Annotated in this window: 20 protein-coding genes and 1 pseudogene; 17 read left to right on the top strand and 4 right to left on the bottom strand. The window is 68.8% G+C overall.

Annotated elements, in window-relative coordinates:
* Positions 1-27 precede the first annotated feature (27 nt).
* The 6 genes from OUA97_RS16225 to OUA97_RS16200 all read left to right on the top strand — a co-directional run bounded on the left by OUA97_RS16225 (position 28) and on the right by OUA97_RS16200 (position 4,672).
* Positions 28-1,668, top strand: coding sequence for an acyl-CoA dehydrogenase family protein (locus tag OUA97_RS16225; RefSeq protein ID WP_267233068.1), 1,641 nt, complete (start codon positions 28-30; stop codon positions 1,666-1,668).
* Between the two features lie 527 nt (positions 1,669-2,195).
* On the top strand, positions 2,196-2,408 hold the full coding sequence (locus OUA97_RS16220) for a hypothetical protein (RefSeq protein WP_267233067.1): 213 nt from the start codon (positions 2,196-2,198) through the stop codon (positions 2,406-2,408).
* Positions 2,405-3,058 carry a TetR/AcrR family transcriptional regulator gene (locus OUA97_RS16215; RefSeq protein ID WP_267233066.1) on the top strand — a complete coding sequence of 218 codons (654 nt, stop codon included), beginning with the start codon at positions 2,405-2,407 and terminating at the stop codon, positions 3,056-3,058. The genes OUA97_RS16220 and OUA97_RS16215 overlap by 4 nt, the downstream gene beginning before the upstream one ends.
* Positions 3,059-3,294: 236 nt before the next feature.
* Positions 3,295-3,870, top strand: a complete 576-nt coding sequence (locus OUA97_RS16210; RefSeq protein ID WP_323690897.1) for a TetR/AcrR family transcriptional regulator — start codon at positions 3,295-3,297, stop codon at positions 3,868-3,870.
* Positions 3,871-3,903: 33 nt separating this feature from the next.
* Complete coding sequence (locus OUA97_RS16205; protein WP_267233064.1) at positions 3,904-4,107, top strand: twin transmembrane helix small protein; 204 nt, start codon at positions 3,904-3,906, stop codon at positions 4,105-4,107.
* Between the two features lies 1 nt (position 4,108).
* A complete protein-coding gene (locus tag OUA97_RS16200; RefSeq protein WP_267233063.1) occupies positions 4,109-4,672 on the top strand; it encodes a cob(I)yrinic acid a,c-diamide adenosyltransferase in 564 nt (187 codons plus the stop codon).
* Here OUA97_RS16200 and OUA97_RS16195 read toward each other — a convergent pair.
* Complete coding sequence (locus tag OUA97_RS16195; RefSeq protein WP_267233062.1) at positions 4,669-4,956, bottom strand: hypothetical protein; 288 nt, start codon at positions 4,954-4,956, stop codon at positions 4,669-4,671. The two genes, OUA97_RS16200 and OUA97_RS16195, sit on opposite strands and share 4 nt — an antisense overlap.
* Positions 4,957-5,114: 158 nt before the next feature.
* Between OUA97_RS16195 and OUA97_RS16190 the strand changes: the two genes are divergently transcribed.
* Together OUA97_RS16190 and OUA97_RS16185 are read left to right on the top strand one after the other, a co-directional pair.
* A complete protein-coding gene (locus OUA97_RS16190) occupies positions 5,115-5,861 on the top strand; it encodes an electron transfer flavoprotein subunit beta/FixA family protein (protein WP_267233061.1) in 747 nt (248 codons plus the stop codon).
* A complete protein-coding gene (locus OUA97_RS16185; protein WP_267233060.1) occupies positions 5,861-6,805 on the top strand; it encodes an electron transfer flavoprotein subunit alpha/FixB family protein in 945 nt (314 codons plus the stop codon). The genes OUA97_RS16190 and OUA97_RS16185 overlap by 1 nt, the downstream gene beginning before the upstream one ends.
* A gap of 130 nt (positions 6,806-6,935) precedes the next feature.
* Here the strand turns inward: OUA97_RS16185 and OUA97_RS16180 are convergent, their stop codons facing one another.
* Positions 6,936-7,304, bottom strand: a complete 369-nt coding sequence (locus OUA97_RS16180) for a hypothetical protein (protein WP_267233059.1) — start codon at positions 7,302-7,304, stop codon at positions 6,936-6,938.
* 122 nt (positions 7,305-7,426) lie between these two features.
* Here OUA97_RS16180 and OUA97_RS16175 point away from each other — a divergent pair, with 122 nt between their 5' ends.
* The 6 genes from OUA97_RS16175 (at position 7,427) to OUA97_RS16150 (ending at position 13,047) form a co-directional block, all read left to right on the top strand.
* Positions 7,427-8,305 (top strand): LysR substrate-binding domain-containing protein, encoded by an 879-nt coding sequence (locus tag OUA97_RS16175; RefSeq protein WP_267233058.1) that lies wholly within the window; start codon positions 7,427-7,429, stop codon positions 8,303-8,305.
* Positions 8,306-8,438: 133 nt separating this feature from the next.
* Positions 8,439-9,317 carry a 3-hydroxybutyryl-CoA dehydrogenase gene (locus OUA97_RS16170; protein ID WP_267233057.1) on the top strand — a complete coding sequence of 293 codons (879 nt, stop codon included), beginning with the start codon at positions 8,439-8,441 and terminating at the stop codon, positions 9,315-9,317.
* Between the two features lie 101 nt (positions 9,318-9,418).
* On the top strand, positions 9,419-10,726 hold the full coding sequence (locus OUA97_RS16165; RefSeq protein ID WP_267233056.1) for an EAL domain-containing protein: 1,308 nt from the start codon (positions 9,419-9,421) through the stop codon (positions 10,724-10,726).
* Between the two features lie 48 nt (positions 10,727-10,774).
* The gene (locus OUA97_RS16160) at positions 10,775-11,638 is read left to right on the top strand and encodes a TIGR01459 family HAD-type hydrolase (RefSeq protein WP_267233055.1); all 864 of its coding nucleotides are present in this window, start codon (positions 10,775-10,777) and stop codon (positions 11,636-11,638) included.
* Positions 11,639-11,678: 40 nt separating this feature from the next.
* Complete coding sequence (locus OUA97_RS16155) at positions 11,679-12,107, top strand: MaoC family dehydratase (RefSeq protein WP_267233054.1); 429 nt, start codon at positions 11,679-11,681, stop codon at positions 12,105-12,107.
* 4 nt (positions 12,108-12,111) lie between these two features.
* Positions 12,112-13,047 (top strand): bifunctional riboflavin kinase/FAD synthetase, encoded by a 936-nt coding sequence (locus tag OUA97_RS16150; RefSeq protein WP_267233053.1) that lies wholly within the window; start codon positions 12,112-12,114, stop codon positions 13,045-13,047.
* 109 nt (positions 13,048-13,156) lie between these two features.
* Here OUA97_RS16150 and OUA97_RS16145 read toward each other — a convergent pair whose 3' ends face one another.
* Positions 13,157-13,549 carry a GreA/GreB family elongation factor gene (locus OUA97_RS16145; RefSeq protein ID WP_267233052.1) on the bottom strand — a complete coding sequence of 131 codons (393 nt, stop codon included), beginning with the start codon at positions 13,547-13,549 and terminating at the stop codon, positions 13,157-13,159.
* A gap of 593 nt (positions 13,550-14,142) precedes the next feature.
* Here OUA97_RS16145 and ileS point away from each other — a divergent pair.
* The 3 genes from ileS (at position 14,143) to OUA97_RS16130 (ending at position 18,259) form a co-directional block, all read left to right on the top strand.
* Positions 14,143-17,055, top strand: coding sequence for an isoleucine--tRNA ligase (gene ileS / locus OUA97_RS16140; RefSeq protein WP_267233051.1), 2,913 nt, complete (start codon positions 14,143-14,145; stop codon positions 17,053-17,055).
* A 66-nt stretch (positions 17,056-17,121) separates the two neighbouring features.
* Complete coding sequence (gene lspA, locus OUA97_RS16135; protein WP_416362438.1) at positions 17,122-17,607, top strand: signal peptidase II; 486 nt, start codon at positions 17,122-17,124, stop codon at positions 17,605-17,607.
* Positions 17,608-17,686: 79 nt separating this feature from the next.
* Complete coding sequence (locus OUA97_RS16130; RefSeq protein ID WP_267233049.1) at positions 17,687-18,259, top strand: DUF3035 domain-containing protein; 573 nt, start codon at positions 17,687-17,689, stop codon at positions 18,257-18,259.
* Positions 18,260-18,403: 144 nt separating this feature from the next.
* Here OUA97_RS16130 and OUA97_RS16125 read toward each other — a convergent pair.
* A pseudogene (locus tag OUA97_RS16125) lies at positions 18,404-18,690 on the bottom strand (TraB/GumN family protein); the annotation flags it as partial.

The raw sequence follows: 18,690 nt of genomic DNA, 5'->3' as shown, positions 1-18,690 counted from the left end.
GCAAGCTTCCCCTATAGTCGGGCCGCCATGATGCTTGCGAACCTTACCGGCCTGCTGGCCGACGCCGCCGACGCCGCCGAAACCTATGTCGCTGAGGCCCGCCAGTCGGTCGGCGCCCGCGTAGCGGTCGGCGGGCGCCTTGATCGCGAGGCCCTCGATCGCGAGCAGCACGTCGCCCACGGCCTGGCCTGGGCCGCCGCCTATGCCGAGACCCTGCGCCAGACCGCCGCCTGGGCGGCAGGCCTGCAGGCCGATGGCCGTCTCGGCGAGGCCGAGGCCCTGCCTGCCCAGCTGCTGGCGTTCGAGTATCTGAACCAACTGGCCGGCGGGCTGCCGATGAACCAGGGCGAGACCTTCCGCCCCGCCGACCTCGGCCTCGACGCCGCGCGGCTGTCGCCGGCGATCGCGGCGCTGGCGCCGGGCGCCTCGCAGGCGGTGAAGCACCGCATCGTCGAGCTGCTGGAGGCCGCCCGCGGCCGCCCGTCGCTGGAGGCCAGCGGCCTCGACGAGACGCTCGAGCACGTCCGCGACCAGTTCCACGCCTTCGCCGAGGAGAAGATCGTCCCGTTCGCCCACGGCTGGCACCTGCGCGACGAGCTGATCCCCCTGCCTCTCATCGACGAACTGGCGGCGCTGGGGGTCTTCGGCCTGACCGCGCCCGAGGAATTTGGCGGCTCGGGGCTGGGCAAGGTCGCCATGTGCGTGGTGTCCGAGGCGCTGTCACGCGGCTGGATCGGGACCGGCTCGCTGGGCACCCGCTCGGAGATCGCAGCCGAGCTGATCCTGGCGCACGGCACCGACGAACAGAAGCAAGAGCTGCTGCCGGCCATCACCAGCGGCGAGATCATCCCCACCGCCGTCTTCACCGAGCCGGAGGCCGGCTCCGACCTCGGCTCGCTGCGCACGCGGGCCGTGCGCGACGGCGAGACCTGGAAGGTCACCGGCGCCAAGACCTGGATCACCCACGCCGCACGCGCCGACCTGATGACGCTATTGGTGCGTACCGACCCGGCGGCGAAGGATCACCGCGGCCTGTCGATGTTCCTGGCCGGCAAGCCCCGCGGCACGGCGGCCGACCCGTTCCCCGCGCCGGGCATGAGCGGCGGCGAGATCGGCGTGATCGGCTATCGCGGCATGAAGGAGTACGAGATCGCCTTCGACGGCTTCTCGGTGCCGCACGCCCGGCTGCTGGGCGGCCAGGAGGGCCAGGGCTTCGTCCAGCTGATGGCGACCTTCGAGAGCGCGCGCATCCAGACCGCGGCCCGCGCGATCGGGGTGGCGCAATCGGCTCTCGACCTGGCGGTCGACTATGCGGTCGCCCGCAAGCAGTTCGGACGGCCGATCTCGGACTTTCCGCGAGTGACGAACAAGCTGGCGATGATGGCGGCCGAGCTGGTCGGCGCGCGGCGACTGACCTGGTTCGCCGCCCGCGCCAAGGACGAGGGCCGCCGCTGCGACCTGGAGGCGGGCATGGCCAAGCTGGTCGCCGCCCGCATCGCCTGGGCCTGCGCCGACAACGCCGTGCAGATCCATGGCGGAACCGGCTTCGCCACCGAACAGCCGGTCAGCCGCGTGTTGGCCGACGCCCGCATCCTCAACATTTTCGAGGGGGCCGGCGAGATTCAGGCCCAGGTCATCGCGCGCCGACTACTGGAAGGCGCAAACTGATAGCGGCGATATTTTGGCGCGATTTATGCCAATACTCGCGGCGCGCGGGACTACACGATTTCTTGAAGGCCCGCGGTGCGCGGCGCGATCACCAGTTTCGAGCCTGCCAGGACAGGTCAGTTACTGAAACTCGCCTTGGACAGCAGTCCAATTCGACCTGAAACACATAGACGGCCCGCCTCCGAAACATCGCCGTTTGGGGGGTGTGGATTCCTCGCCGCCGGACGTCTTGGGTGTGCACCACGCCGCACACCGGCCATACGCGCAGCGAGAACCGTCTCGTCGCACGACGTTTTGCGAGCATGCTCAGCGAGTGACGGTTTATTTTGACTGGCGGGCGCCCGACACCTCCCCATCGAATTTCACAGCAAACGCCGGTCTGCGACGCTGCGCCACACGGCAAAGCCCGAAACGTCACGCTACATGCTGCCTGCATCACCGCATTGCGAAACAAGTTCGCTGAACGCGCTCAACCAAACCCATCACTTGGACCCGCCGAGTTGAGGGGTTAAGAGGAATCAGTGGTCATGACGACCTGCGTCACCGCCGTCCGCTCCCCCCCGGGCGGCGACCAAGCCGTAGAAAACCCGAGCCAGCTCATCGTCGAGCTGCGCGACGCGACCCGGATGGGACTGCGCTTCGCGCGGCAAGGCGTTGAGCGGATCGCCAAGGTAGTGAAAGAGTATTGCGTAGAGTTCGAACCGCCGATGGTGCTGGCGACGGCGAGGATCGCCCGATGAAACACGTTTCCAGCAACATCGAAGTCGCCGGCGAAACCCAGGTCCGCGTTCCGACCCGTCGCGCGCTCGCCAAGCAGCAGACCCGCGCCAAGGTGCTGGCCGCCGCCCGCCGCTTGTTCTCTGAAGCCGGCTATGAAGGCGCGACCATCCGTGACATCGCCGCCGAGGCCGGCATGTCGACCGGTGCGGTGTTCGCCAACTTCACCGACAAGTCGGACCTGTTCCGCGAAATCATGGTCGCCGACATGGAGGCCCTGGTCGAAGCGATGCGCGACGGCGTCTCGCGCGGCCGCGGCGTCGACGACACCCTGCTGAAGCTGTTCGTCGCCGGCTACGCCTTCTACAAGACGCGCCTGCCGCTGGCCCGCGCCGCCTTCGGGATCTCCTGGATGCCGGAACAGGGCCAGGAGCTGCGCAACCTGCCGCCGGTGCTGGAACTGCAGGAGCTGTTCACCGAGCAGCTGACCCTCGGCGTCGAGCGCGGCGAGCTGTCGCAAGAAGCCGAAGTGAAGCTGCGCAGCCAGATGCTGTTCGACTGCTACCTGGCCAACTTCCAGGAAGCGATCTTCGGCGGCTGGAGCCTCGAGGCGCTGCAGGCCAAGTCGAAGGACCAGATTCGGGTCATCCTGGCCGGCGCTCGTCGCGGCTGAGCGACCGCCTAGACTGATCAGGGCGAGATCTGCTCCCGCGGGATCAGGTCTCGCCTACGTCTTACCTGGGGTATTTCCGACTTCAGCTCCGCGGCGAACTGTCGCACCCTCTGACATCACGCATTCCTAGCGCAGGATTCGCCCTAAGCACGTGCCGGGGCGCCTGCACGGCCGATGCAGGCTGGGGGGAACATTTGAGCGTACGGAAGTCCCAGAAGGAGGCGACGCGTCAGCGCGTGCTCGACGCCGCTCGAGAGCTGTTCGAGACCAAGGGCTTCGACGCCACCACCGTCCGCGAGATCGCCAGCCTGGCAGCGGTTTCGGTCGGCAGCGTCTTCACGACCTTCTCGTCCAAGAGCGACATCCTGAGTCAGGTCATGGCTGACCGCCTGGACGCGCTCTACGCCGAACTGGACCGGCTGGTCCCGCACCTGCGCGGAACGACCCCCGACCGCCTGCAGTCGATCTTCGCCATCCACTACGCCTTCGAAACCCGGCGCACGCGGCTGTTCCTCGCCCACATCGCGGCGGCCTACAATTGGACGCTCAGCCCCTCCAGCCGCCCCTACGGCCGCAACCAGCGCCTGCGGCTGGTGATCCGCGACTGCCTAACCGACGGCATCGCCCGCGGCGACGTCGACCCGGCCGCCGACCTGGAGGTGATCGTCGACGCCCTGATGGCCTCCTACGCCTGGACCTACCGGCTGGCGGCCTGGGAAGACGCCGACGCCGAGGCCATGGGCAAGGTCATGGACCGGCACATCGGCCTGATCGCCAGCGGATTTCGCCCGCCGGCGCCCGCGAACCGATAGGCCCGCGACCGCGATCTCGGCTAAGATCGCGGCATGAACATCTTCAGCTACCTCATCCCCATCAGCCTGGCCGCGGTGACCATCACCCTGTTCGTCGGGCTGTACGCGCTGTTCCGCGGCGGCGACTTCGGCCGCTCCTATTCGAACAAGCTGATGCGGCTGCGCGTGGCGCTGCAGGCGGTCGCCATCGCGATCCTCGTGCTGGCGGTGTGGTGGCGCGCCAAGTTCGGCGGCTGACTTGGTCACCCTGAACAAGATCTACACCCGCACCGGCGACGCCGGGACGACGCGCCTGGCCACCGGCCAGCCGGTATCCAAGGCCTCGCTACGGGTCGAAGCCTATGGCGCGGTCGACGAGGCCAATGCCTGCCTGGGCCTGGCGCGGCTTCACACGACGGGCGAATTCGACGCCATGCTGGCGCGGGTGCAGAACGAACTCTTCGACCTGGGCGCCGATCTCGCCACGCCCCCCCAGGAGGGCGAGACCCACGCCCTGCGCATGGTGCAGTCGCAGGTGGACCGGCTGGAGCGCGAGATCGATGCGATGAACGCGCAGCTGCCGCCGCTCGCCTCGTTCATCCTGCCGGGCGGGACGCCGGCGGCGGCGCACCTGCACCTGGCCCGCACCGTGGCGCGGCGCGCCGAGCGCATCGCCGTGGCGCTGGTCGAGACGGGCGAGAGCGTCGGGCCGGAGGCGATGAGGTACCTGAACCGGCTGTCGGACTTCCTGTTCGTGGCCGCGCGCCACGCCAACGACCGCGGCGCAGCCGAGGTGTTCTGGCAGTCCGGCGCGACGCGCTAGGGCTTGGGCGACGCGGGCGCTTCCGGCGCCTTTTCGGCGCGGGCCTTGGCGGCGTCGGCCTTGGCCGCCGCGCGGGTCTCGTCGTTCTTGATCACCCGGCCGGTAATGTCCGAGATCAGGATCGGGCTCGCGCAGGTGCGGCTGCGCCAATCCCACCAATCGCCGGCTTCCTCGCACTTCTGGCCCGGCCAGACCCAGCCGACGTGATAGACGAGCGTCCCGGCGCTGAGGACGATGAAGAGGCCGAGAAAGATCAGCTTCAGCCGGTCGATGGTGCGGTTCATGGCGTGCTTCTAGTCTTCCCCCGAGGGGCCTGCTAGCGGCTTCGTTCGCCGAAAATGCGGCGAACTGTGATCCCTCGCCGACTTGCAATGCTCGGCGGAACCGTTATGCCGCATCCGACCGAATTTTTCGCAAAACAAATTTGAGGCGCTAGCGACCCATGAAGGTGTTGGTCCCGGTCAAACGGGTGATCGATTCAAACGTCAAGGCCAGGGTGAAGTCCGACCAGTCGGGCGTCGACCTCGCCAATGTGAAGATGTCCATCAATCCCTTCTGCGAGATCGCAGTCGAGGAGGCCGTCCGCCTGAAGGAAAAGGGCACGGCGAGCGAAGTGGTGGTCGTCTCCATCGGCCCGGCCCAAGCTCAGGAAACCCTGCGCCAGGCGCTGGCCATGGGCGCTGACCGCGCGGTGCTGATCCAGACCGACCAGGACCTGGAGCCGCTGGAAGTGGCCAAGGTGCTCAAGGCGGCGATCGCCGAAGAGAACCCGAACGTGGTGATCATGGGCAAGCAGGCCATCGACGGCGACAACAACGCCACCGGCCAGATGCTCGCGGCCATCCTCGACTGGCCGCAGGCGACCTTCGCCTCGGCGATCGAACTGTCGGCCGACACCGCCAAGGTGACCCGTGAAGTCGACGGCGGCCTGCAGACCATCGAAGTCGGCCTGCCGGCGATCATCACCGCCGACCTGCGCCTGAACGAGCCGCGCTACGCTTCGCTGCCGAACATCATGAAGGCGAAGAAGAAGCCGCTGGACGTCAAGGAAGCCGCCTCGCTGGGCGTCGACCTGAAGCCGCACCTGAAGGTCCTGAAGGTCGCCGAGCCCGCCAAGCGCTCGGCTGGCATCAAGGTTGAAACCGCCGGCGACCTGGTCGCCAACCTGAAGACCGCGGGGGTGCTCTAATGGCCGTTCTCGTCATCGCCGATCACGACAATGCGTCGCTGAAGGACTCCACCAACAAGACCATCACCGCCGCGCTGGCCCTGTCGGGCGACGTGGACGTGCTGGTCGCCGGCAAGGACGCCAAGGCCGCCGCTGACGCCGCCGCCAAGGTCGCCGGCGTGCGCAAAGTGCTGCTGGCCGAAAGCGACGAGCTGGGCCAAGGCCTGGCCGAAGCCGTCGAAGCCACCGTCGTTCCGCTGATGGGCGGCTACGACGCGGTGCTGACCCCGGCCACCTCGCAAGGCAAGAACTTCAGCCCGCGCATCGCCGCCAAGCTGGACGTCGCGCAGATCTCGGAAATCGTCGAAGTGGTCAGCGCCGACACCTTCGTGCGCCCGATCTACGCCGGCAACGCCCTGGAAACCGTCCAGTCGTCGGACGGCAAGAAGGTCATCACCGTCCGCGCCACCGCCTTCAAGGCGGCCGGTGAAGGCGGCTCGGCCTCGGTCGAAACCGTTCCCGCCGGCGCCGTCTCGGCCAAGGTGAAGTTCGTCGACCAGCAGCTGGTGAAGTCGGCCCGTCCGGAACTGGCCGGCGCCAAGATCGTCGTCTCCGGCGGTCGCGCCATGGGTTCGGCCGACGAGTTCCAGAAGGTCATCGAGCCGCTCGCCGACAAGCTCGGCGCGGCGGTCGGCGCCTCGCGCGCCGCGGTCGACGCCGGCTACGCGCCGAACGACTACCAGGTCGGCCAGACCGGCAAGGTCGTCGCCCCGGAACTGTACATCGCCGTCGGCATTTCCGGCGCGATCCAGCACCTGGCCGGCATGAAGGACTCCAAGGTCATCGTCGCGATCAACAAGGACGGCGACGCGCCGATCTTCCAGGTCGCCGACTTCGGCCTGGTCGCGGACTACAAGACCGCGGTGCCGGAACTGATGGACGCCCTGACCGCGGCCGGCAAGTAAACCGGACGCGGTTCCAGGAACCGAACGATCAAGGGGCGGCCCCGCCAGGGACCGCCCCTTTTTCATGCCCGCCCGCCAGCGGGGCAGAGCGTGACAGCTTCAAGTGGAAGCCGCTTGAAGCGGAAAGGGTCTAGCGGGTGGCGATGGCGTCCGCCGCGGCCGGCGCCCCGAGGGTCAGGGTGATCTCGCGCCCGGCCAGATCGACCGGCGCGACGTCGGTGCGCAGGTTTTTCAGGGCCGCGACGACCTGATCGTCGAGTTCGGCAGAGCCGCTGGAGCGGGCGATGCGCACGCCGCTCAGGCGGTCGGCCTGGACGCGGCCGCGCACCGCCACGGTGCGCGCGCCGAGGTCGACGTCGCGGGCGGCGAGACGCTCGCCGGCCTCGGCGGTCGCCGAAGCGACATAGGTCTGGACATCGGCCGGCGCGGCGAGCGCGCCGGGCAGCGGCGCGGCCAGCAGCAAGGCGGCCGCGCTCAGCAGGAGAAGCTGGGCTTTCATCGGGAGATCCTGGGCTTGTGACGATTGGGGAGGTGCGGCCGCCCGGTCGATATGCACCCCCACCGCGCCCGGCGCGAACGATCAATATTGCTCTAGGTTGTTAGCAGCACTAACAACTAGGCATGACCCGGCTACCGCCGTTCTTCGCGCTTCGCGCCCTGGCCGCCGCGGCCCGTCGCCGCAGCTACAGCCGTGCGGCCGAGGATCTGTCGGTGACCCACGGCGCGGTCAGCCAGCAGATCCGCAAGCTGGAGGCCGAACTCGGCGCGCGATTGTTCGTGCGCCAGGGCAACGCGATGATCCCGACGCCGGCCGCCGAGCGGCTGGCCGCTGAGGTCGAACGGGCGATCGGCGTGCTGCAAGGCGGCGTCGCCGACTTCCGCCGCGCCGCCGACCACGATCCGCTGGTCGTCAGCCTTGACCCGCAGCTGGCGGCGCGATGGCTGCCGGCGCGACTGCCGCGGCTGTTGGCCGATCCGGCCGGCGCCAACCTCGACCTCATCGCCGAGGAGCGGGTGGCGGACTTCGTCACCGATGGCGTCGACGTCGGGGTCCGCTACGGCCTGGCGCAGGAGCCGGGGCTGGAGACCGCCCTGCTGTTCCACGAGCGACTGTTTCCGGTGGCCAGCCCCGCCCTGGCCGCGGCGCACGACATCAGGACCCCGGCCGACCTGCTGAGCGCGCCGCTGCTGCGCCACCGGCATCGGCCCTGGAGCGTCTGGTTCGAGACGTTCGGGCTGGAGGACCCCGGCCGCGGGATCGAACTGGAGGACTCGATCATGCTGCTGGAGTCGGCGGCCCAGGGCATGGGGGTGGCCCTGGCGCGCGAGGCGCTGGTCGAGCAGGACCTGTCCAGCGGCCGGCTGGTGCGGGTGCTGCCGCAGGCGGTCAGCAACGCCTTCGCCTTCTATCTGGTCTGGCGCGGCGACAACCCGAAACTTCACCGCATACACGCATTGCGCGACTGGCTGACGGCCGAGGCGGCCAGGGGCCAGCCCTGAATCCCTGATCCGCCAACGAGCTACGCTGCGTCGCAGCAAAAGCCTTGGCTAGAGCGCCGTTCCGCATGTTAGAAACCCGTCGCAAACGGGCGCGCCAGGGAGCGTGTCCCAGTCATTCGAGGCTTATTTCGGCATGGTTCAGATTAAGTCGGTCGGCATTATCGGCGCAGGTCAGATGGGAGCGGGCATCGCCCACGTCTGCGCGCTGGCGGGATACGACGTCCTGCTGCACGACGTCAGCGAAGAGAAGATCCACGCCGGTCGCTCGCTGATCGAGAAGAACCTGAGCCGCCAGGTCGTGAAGGGCGCGATCGCCCAGGACGCCATGGACGTGGCCATGGCCCGCATCAAGCCGGCCCCGGAACTGCAGACCATCGGCCAGACCGACCTGGCCATCGAGGCGGCGACCGAGAACGAAGAGGTCAAGAAGACCATCTTCAAGGCCCTGACCCCGCACCTCGGCCCCGACACCATCCTGGCGTCGAACACCTCGTCGATCTCGATCACCCGCCTGGGTGCGGCGTCGGACCGCCCGGAACGCTTCATCGGCCTGCACTTCATGAACCCGGTGCCGCTGATGAACCTCGTGGAGATCATCCGCGGCATCGCCACCGACGCGGCCACCTACGAGACCGCCGTCAACTTCGCCAAGTCGCTGGGCAAGACCACCGCCAACGCCGAGGACTTCCCGGCCTTCATCGTCAACCGGATCCTGGTGCCGATGATCAACGAGGCGATCTACACCCTCTACGAAGGGGTCGGCACCGTCGACGCCATCGACACCGCGCTGAAGCTGGGCGCCAATCATCCGATGGGCCCGCTGGAGCTGGGCGACTTCATCGGCCTCGACACCGTGCTGTCGATCATGAACGTGCTCTACGAAGGCCTGGCCGACAGCAAGTACCGCCCCTGCCCGCTGCTGGTGAAGTACGTCGAAGCCGGCTGGCTGGGCCGCAAGGCGGGCCGCGGCTTCTACGACTATCGCGGCGAGAAGCCCGTTCCGACGCGGTAATCCACCGCCGAACGCTTCAGAATTGTGAAGCGTTCGTTAATCCGTTCGACTTGTCGACGCGACGCATCCGATAATCCAAGTGATTCGGATTCTGCGGGCTCATGCGACAGTTCACCTCGGTGGCTCTATCGGCCACCTACCTCTGTCTAGCGCTGATCGTCGCCCTGCTGTTGTGGCGGAACGGGGGCGGCTGGGCGGCCGGCGTCGCAGCCCTGGTCGGAGGCCTGGGTCTCTGCTTCGCCGTCCACGGCCTGATCGGCCAGTCCCTGAAGCTGCGCGCGCTGCGCAAGGAACTCGACGCGGTGCGCGAAGCCCAGCGCGTGATGCTGTCGCAGATGGAGCAGGTCGACGCGCGGATGACCGAGGTCGCTGCCGCGGTCAGCGACGACGCCGGCCGTTCCGAGGCGCTCGAAGGCGAGGTTCACATGCTGGAGGACCTGGTCCAGCGCATGGGCCAGCGCCTGGAGGAGCGAGTCAGCACCGGCGCCCGGCAGGCTCCCCATGAGCCGACCCTGCGCCGCCACCAATCGGCCGCCCTGCTCGACACCGTGCGCGAGGCCCTGGCGGAGAACCGCGTCGACCTCTACCTGCAACCGGTCGTCGGCCTGCCGCAGCGCCGCACCGTCTTCTACGAAAGCTATTCGCGCCTGCGCGACGCCACCGGCCGGGTGATGATGCCGGCCGAGTACCTGGCGGTCGCCGAGCCCGAAGGCCTGGTCACCTCGATCGACAACCTGCTGCTGTTCCGCTGCGTGCAGATCGTCCGGCGGCTGGCCAAGCAGGACCGCAAGGTCGGCATCTTCTGCAACATCTCGATCGCCAGCCTGGCGGACGAAAGCTTCTTCCCGCAGTTTCTGGACCTGCTGGCCGCCAACCGCGACCTGTCCGGTGCGCTGATCTTCGAACTGGGGCAGGCGGCGTTCGACGCCCGCGGCTCGGTCGAGGCGCGCAACATGGGCAAGCTGGCCGACCTCGGCTTCCGCTTCTCGCTCGATAAGGTCACCGACCTGGACATCGACTTCCAGGACCTGGCCCGCTCGGACGTCAAATTCCTCAAGATCGCCGCGCCGTTCCTGCTGGACGAGCTGGTCGAGACCGACGAGGGCCTCATCCTGCGCTCGCTGCCCGACCTGGCGGCCCAGGACTTCGCCTCGCTGACCCGCCGCTACGGCGTCGAGATCGTCGCCGAGAAGGTCGAGAGCGAGCGCCAGATCGTCGACATCCTCGAACTCGACATCGCCTATGGCCAAGGCCACCTGTTCGGCGAGCCGCGCGCCATCCGCGATGCGGTGCTGGCCGAGGCCGACGCCCCGGCCGCCGAGCCGGCACGCTACGACGAACCGCCCCCCCGCACCCGCGGCGGAGTCGGGGTCCTGGCCCGCCGGCACGTGGCCGCCACCCGGATCTGACGCGCGCCGCATTGACCGGCGCGCGCGGTACCTTTACCGCCCCAGGCCATGACCGCGCCCCTCCCGATCACCGGCCTCTCGGCCGTCGCCGACCGCTACGACGTCCTGCTCTCCGATGTCTGGGGCGTGATCCACAACGGCCGCGAGAGCTTCGCCGCCGCCTGCGCGGCGCTGAGCCGCTGGCGCGCCGAACGTGGCCCGGTGATCCTGATCTCCAACGCCCCGCGCCCGTCGAGCGCCGTGCACAGCCAGCTCGACCAGCTGGGCGTCCCGCGCGAGGCCTGGTCGGCGTTCATCTCGTCCGGCGACGCCACTCGCATCCTGCTGGGCGGCCGCGCGCCGGGCCCGGCCTGGGCCATCGGCCCGGAAAAGGACGCCTCGCTCTACGAGGGGCTCGACCTGGCCTTCGCCGGCCCCGAGGACGCGGCCTTCATCTCCTGCACCGGCCCCTATGACGACGATGTCGAAGGCCCGGACGACTACGAGGACCGCTTCAAGGTCGCGTTGGCGCGCAAGCTGCCGATGATCTGCGCCAATCCCGACATCGTCGTGCAGAAGGGCGACCGGCTGATCTATTGCGGCGGCGCTCTGGCCCAGCGCTACGAAGAGATGGGCGGCGAGGTGATCATGGCCGGCAAGCCGCACGCGCCGATCTACGACCTCTGCCTGACCGAGGCGCAGATGCTGCTGGGCCGTCCGCTGGACCGCGCGCGGGTGCTGTGCATCGGCGACGCGGTGGCCACCGACGCCAAGGGCGCCAACGACCAGGGCCTAGACGTGCTGTTCGTCGCCAGCGGCATCCATGGGGCCGAGACCATCGGCCCGGACGGCGTCGACGCCGCCGCGGTCGAGACGCTGCTGGCCAAGGACGGCGCGCGGGCGACCTACGCCATCGCCGATCTGGCGTGGTGAGCAAAAGCCGCTAACTAGAGATCGGACAGGGAGCGCGCGCGTGCAGGGGCTTTACTTCGAGGACTTGAGCGTCGGCCAGAGCGCCGAGACGACCAAGATCGTCGGCGCCGCCGACGTCGAGGCGTTCGCCGCGGTGTCGGGCGACACCAATCCGGTGCACCTCGACGAGGACTATGCCCGCACCACCCCGTTCCAGGGCCGGATCGCTCACGGCATGCTGTCGGCCGCCTATATCTCGGCGGTGCTGGGCACCAAGCTGCCGGGCCCCGGCGCCATCTACCTGACGCAGTCGCTGCGCTTCCGCCGGCCGGTGAAGATCGGCGACCCGGTCGTCACCCGGGTGACCGTGCAGGCCCTGGACGAGCGCCGGGGGTATGTGACCCTGGCCACGCTCTGCCAGGTGGACGGCAAGACGGTGGTCGATGGCGAGGCCGTGGTCGTGGCGCCGCGCCGCCCTAAGGACGCCTGAACCAATGCGGATCGTTCATGGCTGGAAGGGGCTGGACGAGGCCGACAAGGGCGCGGCCGTGGCCTATGGCAACTTCGACGGCGTGCACCGCGGGCACCAGAAGGTCATCGCCCAGGCCGCCAAGGCCGCCCAGGCCCTCAAAGCTCCGCTGGGGGTGATCAGCTTCGATCCCCACCCGCGGCAGATCTTCCAGCCGAACGCCCCGGCGTTCCGGATCATGGACACCGACCAGCAGGCCCGCGCCCTCGCCGCGCTCGGCGTCGACGTCTTCTACGTCCTGCCCTTCGACCAGGAGATGGCCAACCTCACCGACCGCGAGTTCGCGACCCAGGTGCTGCACGAGGGCCTGGGCGTGCGCCACGTCGCCGTCGGCTTCGACGTATCGTTCGGCAAGGGCCGCACCGGCAGCCCCGAACTGATGGCCGTCTATGGTCGTGAGATGGGCTTCTCGGTGTCGGTGGCCGAGGCCCTGGGCGACGGCGAAGCGAAGTTCTCCTCAACCGGCGTGCGCGCGGCGCTCCGCGAGGGCCGCCCGCAGGACGCCGCCGCCATCCTGGGCCGGCCGTTCGCCATCGAGGGCGTGGTCGAGCACGGCCGCAAGCTGGGCCGCACGATCGGCTTCCCGACCGCCAACGTCGCCCTGACCGACTACGTGATCCCCAAGCTCGGGGTCTACGCCACCCGCACCCGCCTGCCCGACGGGCGCGAGATCGCCGGCGTGGCCAATATCGGCGTCAATCCGACCGTGCCGGGCGAGATCGCCCCCCGGCTAGAGGTCTGGCTGTTCGACTTTGACGAGGACCTCTACGACCAGGTCATCGAGACTGACCTGGTCGCCTATCTGCGTCCGGAGGAGAAGTTCGACAGCCTGGAGGCCATGGTCGAGCAGATCAACGTCGACGCCGCCCAGGCCCGGGCGCTGCTGCTGCCCGAGTTCTAGGTTCTTCCAGTTCGCCATGGCCGGCCTACGCGCCGGCCGGCCATACGCCCCGCGGTTCGAGGGTCCCCGGGACTTCGCCCGAGAATGACGGGCCGGGAGGAGCGCCGCCTCAATCCTCGATCGACAGCACCTCGATCTCGCGCAGGCGCGCGTCGGGGGCCTCCCAGCGAAACACGTCGCCGACCGACAGGCCGATCAGCGCCGCTCCGACCGGGGCCAGCACCGAGATGCGGTTCTCGTCCACGTCCGCCTCGCCCGGCAGGCCGACCCGCACCGTGCGGTCGCGCTTCAGGATCAGGTCGCGATAGGTGACCTTCGAGCCCAGCCGCACGAACTTCGAGCGGCGGTCGGTGTTGGGCACGATCGAGAAGCGCTCGAGCTCCTCGAGCAGGATGCTGGCGCCCGGCATCGGCGAGCGCGACGCCGAGCCGATGGCGGAGAGCTTCTCGAAATCGGCTTCGGTCACCCGCACCTTCGGGCGGGCCTTCATCTTGGCGGCCATGGGATGGCTCCTCTGTTTGGTTCGTCAGGCCGCGCTGGGCGGCGGGTCGTCGTCGCGGTCGGCGCGCGCCGGCGCCGCGGGCCGCCTGGGAAAGGCGATCACCTTTGGCTCGGCGGGCTGAATATCGGGCGCATGGGAAAGATCACCCGCAGTATCTGCGGGCGGCGGCGGAGGTTTTTGCATGTCACGATGCTCCCCGCGGCGTCAGGCCGCGGCTCGAAGACCAGTGATCAGGATTTTGGATGAAAGCATCCCCGAACTCGCGGCGAGCAGCCGCTATGAGCTCGGGGCTAGTCTCCTTCGACTAGGCGTCCCGCATGGTGCGCTCGGCGCGGCATGTTCATGCAATTACACATCCTGATTTGATCCTGACCGTCCTGCGGGACGATGTCAAATTCGCCGGCGCCGGCCGCACCGCCCGGCAAAGGGGCTCGCGCGCGGGGGCGCCCTCTGCTACAGCCCCGGGGCATGACTTCGGTTCGGAAATCCCTGCGAATTATTCGCCCGGCGTGACGCCGCCGGACGATCGCTCCAGCGCGCGCCGGGTTCCACCCGCCTAGTCCTCAAGCTCCGAGCCAAAGCTGGAAAGTCCCATGGCCGACGACGCCGAACTGCCTTCGCGCGACTATCGCGAAACCGTCTTCCTCCCGGAAACACCGTTCCCGATGCGTGCGGGCCTGCCGCAGAAGGAGCCGGAGATCCTGGCCCGCTGGGCGAAGGCCGACCTTTACAACTCAATCCGCGCCGAGCGGCAGCGCGCCGGCGCGCCGCTGTTCGTGCTGCATGACGGCCCCCCCTACGCCAACGGTGCGATCCACATCGGCCACGCCCTGCAGAAGACGCTGAAGGACTTCGTGGTCCGTTCGCGCTTCCTGCTCGGCTACGACGTCGACTACGTGCCGGGCTGGGACTGCCACGGCCTGCCGATCGAGTGGCAGATCGAGAAGGAGCTGAAGGAGAAGGGCCGCCGCAAGGACGAGGTCTCCAAGGCCGAGTTCCGCGCCCGCTGCCGCGAGTACGCCGCCCACTGGATCGACGTGCAGCGCGACGGCTTCAAGCGCCTGGGCGTGATCGGCGATTGGGAAAACCGCTACGCGACCATGGACTATTCGAGCGAGGCCGCGATCGTGGCCGAGTTCCATAAGTTCGTGGCCAGCGGCCAGCTCTACCGCGGCTCCAAGCCGGTGATGTGGAGCCCGGTCGAACGCACCGCCCTGGCCGACGCCGAGGTCGAGTACCACGACCACGTCAGCCCGACGATCTGGGTGAAGTTCCCGGTGGTCGAGGGCAGCGACGCGGCCCGCGGGGCCAGCGTGGTGATCTGGACCACCACGCCGTGGACGATCCCCGCCAACCGGGCGATCAGCTATTCGGACTCGATCGACTACGCCGTCTATGTGGTCGAGGCGATGGAACAGGGGCTGGAGTTCGAGCCCTGGGCCAAGCCGGGCGACAAGCTGATCGTCGCCGAGAAGCTCGCCGAGGACGTCTTCAAGGCCGCCAAGATCGCCAGCTGGCGCAAGCTGGAGTCGGTCGATCCGCAAGGCATGGTCTGCGAGCATCCGCTGCACGCGCTGGACGCCCACTATGCGTTCCAGGTGCCGCTGCTCGACGGCGACCATGTCACCGACGACGCCGGCACCGGCTTCGTGCACACCGCCCCGGGCCACGGCGCGGACGACTACCTGGTGTGGCTGGCCCACGGTCATCGCGACATCCCCGACACCGTCGATCCGGACGGCGCCTACTATCCGCACGTGCCGCTGTTCGCCGGCCTCAAGGTGCTGGAGACCGAGGGCAAGAAGGCCGGCAAGTTCGGCCCGGCCAACGGCGCAGTCATGGAAAAGCTGATCGAGGCCGGCCGTCTGCTGGCCCGTGGGCGGATGGAGCACTCCTATCCGCACTCGTGGCGGTCCAAGGCGCCGGTGATCTTCCGCAACACCCCGCAGTGGTTCATCCGCATGGACGAGCCGGTGGACACCCCGCAGCTCGGCGGCCGCACCCTGCGCGAGACCGCGCTGGAGGCGATCGAGGCCACCGCCTTCTATCCGGCCGGCGGCAAGAACCGCATCCGCGCGATGGTCGAGACCCGTCCCGACTGGCTGATCAGCCGCCAGCGCGCCTGGGGCGCGCCGCTGGCCATGTTCGTCGACAAGGAGACGAACCAGCCGCTGCACGACCCCGAGGTCGACGCCCGCATCATCGCGGCCATCGAGACCGAGGGCGCCGACGCCTGGTTCAACCGACCGGTGACCGACTTCCTCGGCGGCCACGATCCGGACCGCTACGAGAAGATCGACGACATCCTCGACGTCTGGTTCGACAGCGGCTCGACCCACGCCTTCACGCTGGAGAACCGCGAGCACACCAAGTGGCCGGCGGACCTCTATCTCGAAGGCTCCGACCAGCACCGCGGCTGGTTCCAGTCCTCGCTGCTGGAAAGCTCGGGCACCCGCGGCCGCGCGCCGTACGACGCTATCCTCACCCACGGCTTCACCATGGATGAGAACGGCGAGAAGATGTCCAAGTCCAAGGGCAACGTCGTCGACCCGCAGGCGGTGATCCGCGAGTCCGGGGCCGAGATCATCCGCCTGTGGGCGGCGATGATCGACTATTCGGACGACAGCCGCATCGGCAAGACCGTGCTGCAGACGACCGCCGACGCCTATCGCAAGCTGCGCAACACCGTGCGCTACATGCTGGGCGCCCTCGCCGACTATTCGCCCGACGAGGCGGTGGAGTTGGAGCAGATGCCGCCGCTGGAGCGGTTCATCCTGCACCGGCTGTGGGAATTGGACGCCCAGGTCCGCGCCGGCTACGAGGGCTATGTCTTCCAGGACGTGATCCGGCCGATCATCGAGTTCTGCCAGAACGAGCTCAGCTCGCTGTTCTTCGACATTCGCCGCGACAGCCTCTATTGCGACCGGCCCGACGCCCTGCGCCGGCGCGCCGCGCGCACGGTGATGGACGCGGTGTTCGAGCGGCTCACCGCCTGGCTGGCGCCGCTGATGCCCTTCACCATGGAAGAGGCCTGGACCACCCGCTATCCGCAGGCCCTCTCCAACTGCCTGCGGCAGATCCCGGAGACCCCGGCCGACTGGCGCAACGACGCCGAGGCCGAACGCTGGGCCAAGATTCAGCTGGTGACCAGCGTGGTCACCGGCGCCCTTGAGGTCGAGCGCCGCGAGAAGCGCCTGGGCGCGGCGCTGGAGGCCGCCCCGGTCGTCCACGTCGCCGACGCGGCCCTGCTGGCGGCCTTTGACGGCCTGGACGCCGCCGAGGTGTTCCGCACCAGCCAGGCGACCCTGGCGGCGGGTGAAGGCCCGGCCGGGGCCTTCCGGCTGGCCGAGGCGCCCGGCGTCGCCGTCGAGCCGCTGAAGGCCCAAGGCGCCAAGTGCGCGCGCTCGTGGCGCATCCTGCCGGAGGTCGGCTCCGATCCGCGCTATCCGGACCTGTCCCTGCGTGACGCCGACGCGGTCGCCGCCTGGGACGCTGCGCGGGCTTGAGCCTGACCGCAGGATAAACCACAGTTCCGGTCGCTCCAGCGGGGCGACCGGAAAATGGGAGCACTCTTGAAGTCCATCTCCAAACTCGGCTGGGCGGCCTATGGCCTGGCCGCCTTCGTGATCCTGGCCGACCAGCTGTCGAAGTACTGGATCCTCTACGTCTACGACCTGCCGGCGCGGTTCTCGACGCCGATCGCCGGGCCGTTCTCGCTGACCATGGTCTGGAACCGCGGCGTCAGCTTCGGCCTGTTCCGCGCCGACGCCGACCTCGTGCGCTGGATCCTGACCCTGTTCTCGATCGGCGTAGCCATCGCCCTGGCCATCTGGGTGCGCAAGGCTCACCGTCCGCTGCTGGGCATGGGCCTGGGCCTGGTGATCGGCGGCGCGATCGGCAACGCCATCGACCGCATCCGCTTCGGCGCGGTGGTCGATTTCCTGGATTTCCAGCGTCTGGGGTTCTTCCCCTGGGTGTTCAACGTCGCCGACAGCGCCATCACCATCGGCGTCGTCTTCTTGTTGCTCGATTCCCTGCGTAAGGAATCGGCTGCTTAATCGCGTTGGCGGGTATGCCCGTATGCGCTATTTACCCACCCTTCACCGCCGGGGGGCGGCTTTCGGAGACTCAAAGTTGATGCGTCTGAACCGTGTGCTCGTCGCGTCCGCCCTCGTCGCGGCGACCGGCCTTGGCCTCGCGGGCTGCAATTCCACCCGCAACGCGCTGGGCATGACCAAGGTCACCCCTGACGAGTTCCGCGTGGTGTCGAAGGCCCCGCTGGTGGTTCCGCCCGAATACGCCCTGCGCCCGCCGGCGCCCGGTGAGCCGCGGCCCCAGGAGCTGCAGCCGGAAAGCGCCGCGCGCAACGCCCTGCTCGGCTCGCGCGAGGCCCAGGCCCGCTCGGACGGCGAGAAGCTGCTGGTCGCCAAGGCCGGCGCCGACAAGGCCGACCCGCTGATCCGCTACGTCGTCGACGACGAGACCGGCGCCCTGGCCCACAAGGACAAGTCGTTCGCCGACAAGGTGATGTTCTGGAAGCCGGGCGACACCACCGGCGGCAGCGCCGCGGTCGTGGCCGCGGCCGGCGACAACGTCCCGGCTCCGGTCGATCCGGCCGCCGAAGAAGCCAAGATCAAGAGCCTGACCGGCGACAAGCCCGTCGTCATCTCCCGCGAGAAGCAGACCCGCATCAAGCTGCCGGGCCTGTAAGACCGTTCCTAATTCCTCCCCTCTGGGGGAGGTGGCTCGGCGCGAGGCGCCGAGACGGAGGGGGACTGCTCTCAAGCCGCTTGAGCCAAAGTCCCCCTCAGTCAGCCAGCGGCTGACAGCTGCCCCATGGGGGGAGCATCCTTATCAATCGGCTTCCACATCCCCCGGCGTCTTCACTTCGTAGCCCTTGGCGCGGAGCTGATCGAGCACGCCGCCTTGCGCCAGCAAGGTGCGCAGCGGGGCGACGGCGATGGCGTGGCCGGGGCTCTTGAGGGCCGTCTCGATGTCCTTGGCCAGGTCCTTCTTCACCCGCGCGTCGAAGGTCAGCGCCCCGGGCGTGACGGCGATGCAGCGCTCGTAGCTGCGCTCGGCCCCCAGCGCGCCGGCGCGGGCCGCGGCGCCGCCGGGCGTCGGGTCCGGCTCGACCAGCA

This window comes from Phenylobacterium sp. 58.2.17 (assembly GCF_026411515.1).
GTDB lineage: Bacteria > Pseudomonadota > Alphaproteobacteria > Caulobacterales > Caulobacteraceae > Phenylobacterium.
The sequence above is the reverse complement of the archived record's forward strand: the minus strand, read 5'-3'. Positions and strand labels throughout refer to the sequence as shown.

Bases quoted from the DNA above. Each gene is read 5' to 3' on its own strand.
- OUA97_RS16215 (WP_267233066.1), top strand. From the start codon at position 2,405: ATGAAACACGTTTCCAGCAACATCGAAGTCGCCGGCGAAACCCAGGTC.
- OUA97_RS16165 (WP_267233056.1), top strand. From the start codon at position 9,419: ATGCGACAGTTCACCTCGGTGGCTCTATCGGCCACCTACCTCTGTCTA.
- OUA97_RS16180 (WP_267233059.1), bottom strand. From the start codon at position 7,304: ATGAAAGCCCAGCTTCTCCTGCTGAGCGCGGCCGCCTTGCTGCTGGCC.
- OUA97_RS16190 (WP_267233061.1), top strand. From the start codon at position 5,115: ATGAAGGTGTTGGTCCCGGTCAAACGGGTGATCGATTCAAACGTCAAG.
- ileS (WP_267233051.1), top strand. From the start codon at position 14,143: ATGGCCGACGACGCCGAACTGCCTTCGCGCGACTATCGCGAAACCGTC.
- OUA97_RS16175 (WP_267233058.1), top strand. From the start codon at position 7,427: ATGACCCGGCTACCGCCGTTCTTCGCGCTTCGCGCCCTGGCCGCCGCG.
- OUA97_RS16205 (WP_267233064.1), top strand. From the start codon at position 3,904: ATGAACATCTTCAGCTACCTCATCCCCATCAGCCTGGCCGCGGTGACC.
- OUA97_RS16220 (WP_267233067.1), top strand. From the start codon at position 2,196: ATGACGACCTGCGTCACCGCCGTCCGCTCCCCCCCGGGCGGCGACCAA.
- OUA97_RS16160 (WP_267233055.1), top strand. From the start codon at position 10,775: ATGACCGCGCCCCTCCCGATCACCGGCCTCTCGGCCGTCGCCGACCGC.
- OUA97_RS16130 (WP_267233049.1), top strand. From the start codon at position 17,687: ATGCGTCTGAACCGTGTGCTCGTCGCGTCCGCCCTCGTCGCGGCGACC.
- OUA97_RS16185 (WP_267233060.1), top strand. From the start codon at position 5,861: ATGGCCGTTCTCGTCATCGCCGATCACGACAATGCGTCGCTGAAGGAC.
- OUA97_RS16150 (WP_267233053.1), top strand. From the start codon at position 12,112: ATGCGGATCGTTCATGGCTGGAAGGGGCTGGACGAGGCCGACAAGGGC.
- OUA97_RS16145 (WP_267233052.1), bottom strand. From the start codon at position 13,549: ATGGCCGCCAAGATGAAGGCCCGCCCGAAGGTGCGGGTGACCGAAGCC.
- OUA97_RS16195 (WP_267233062.1), bottom strand. From the start codon at position 4,956: ATGAACCGCACCATCGACCGGCTGAAGCTGATCTTTCTCGGCCTCTTC.
- OUA97_RS16170 (WP_267233057.1), top strand. From the start codon at position 8,439: ATGGTTCAGATTAAGTCGGTCGGCATTATCGGCGCAGGTCAGATGGGA.
- OUA97_RS16225 (WP_267233068.1), top strand. From the start codon at position 28: ATGATGCTTGCGAACCTTACCGGCCTGCTGGCCGACGCCGCCGACGCC.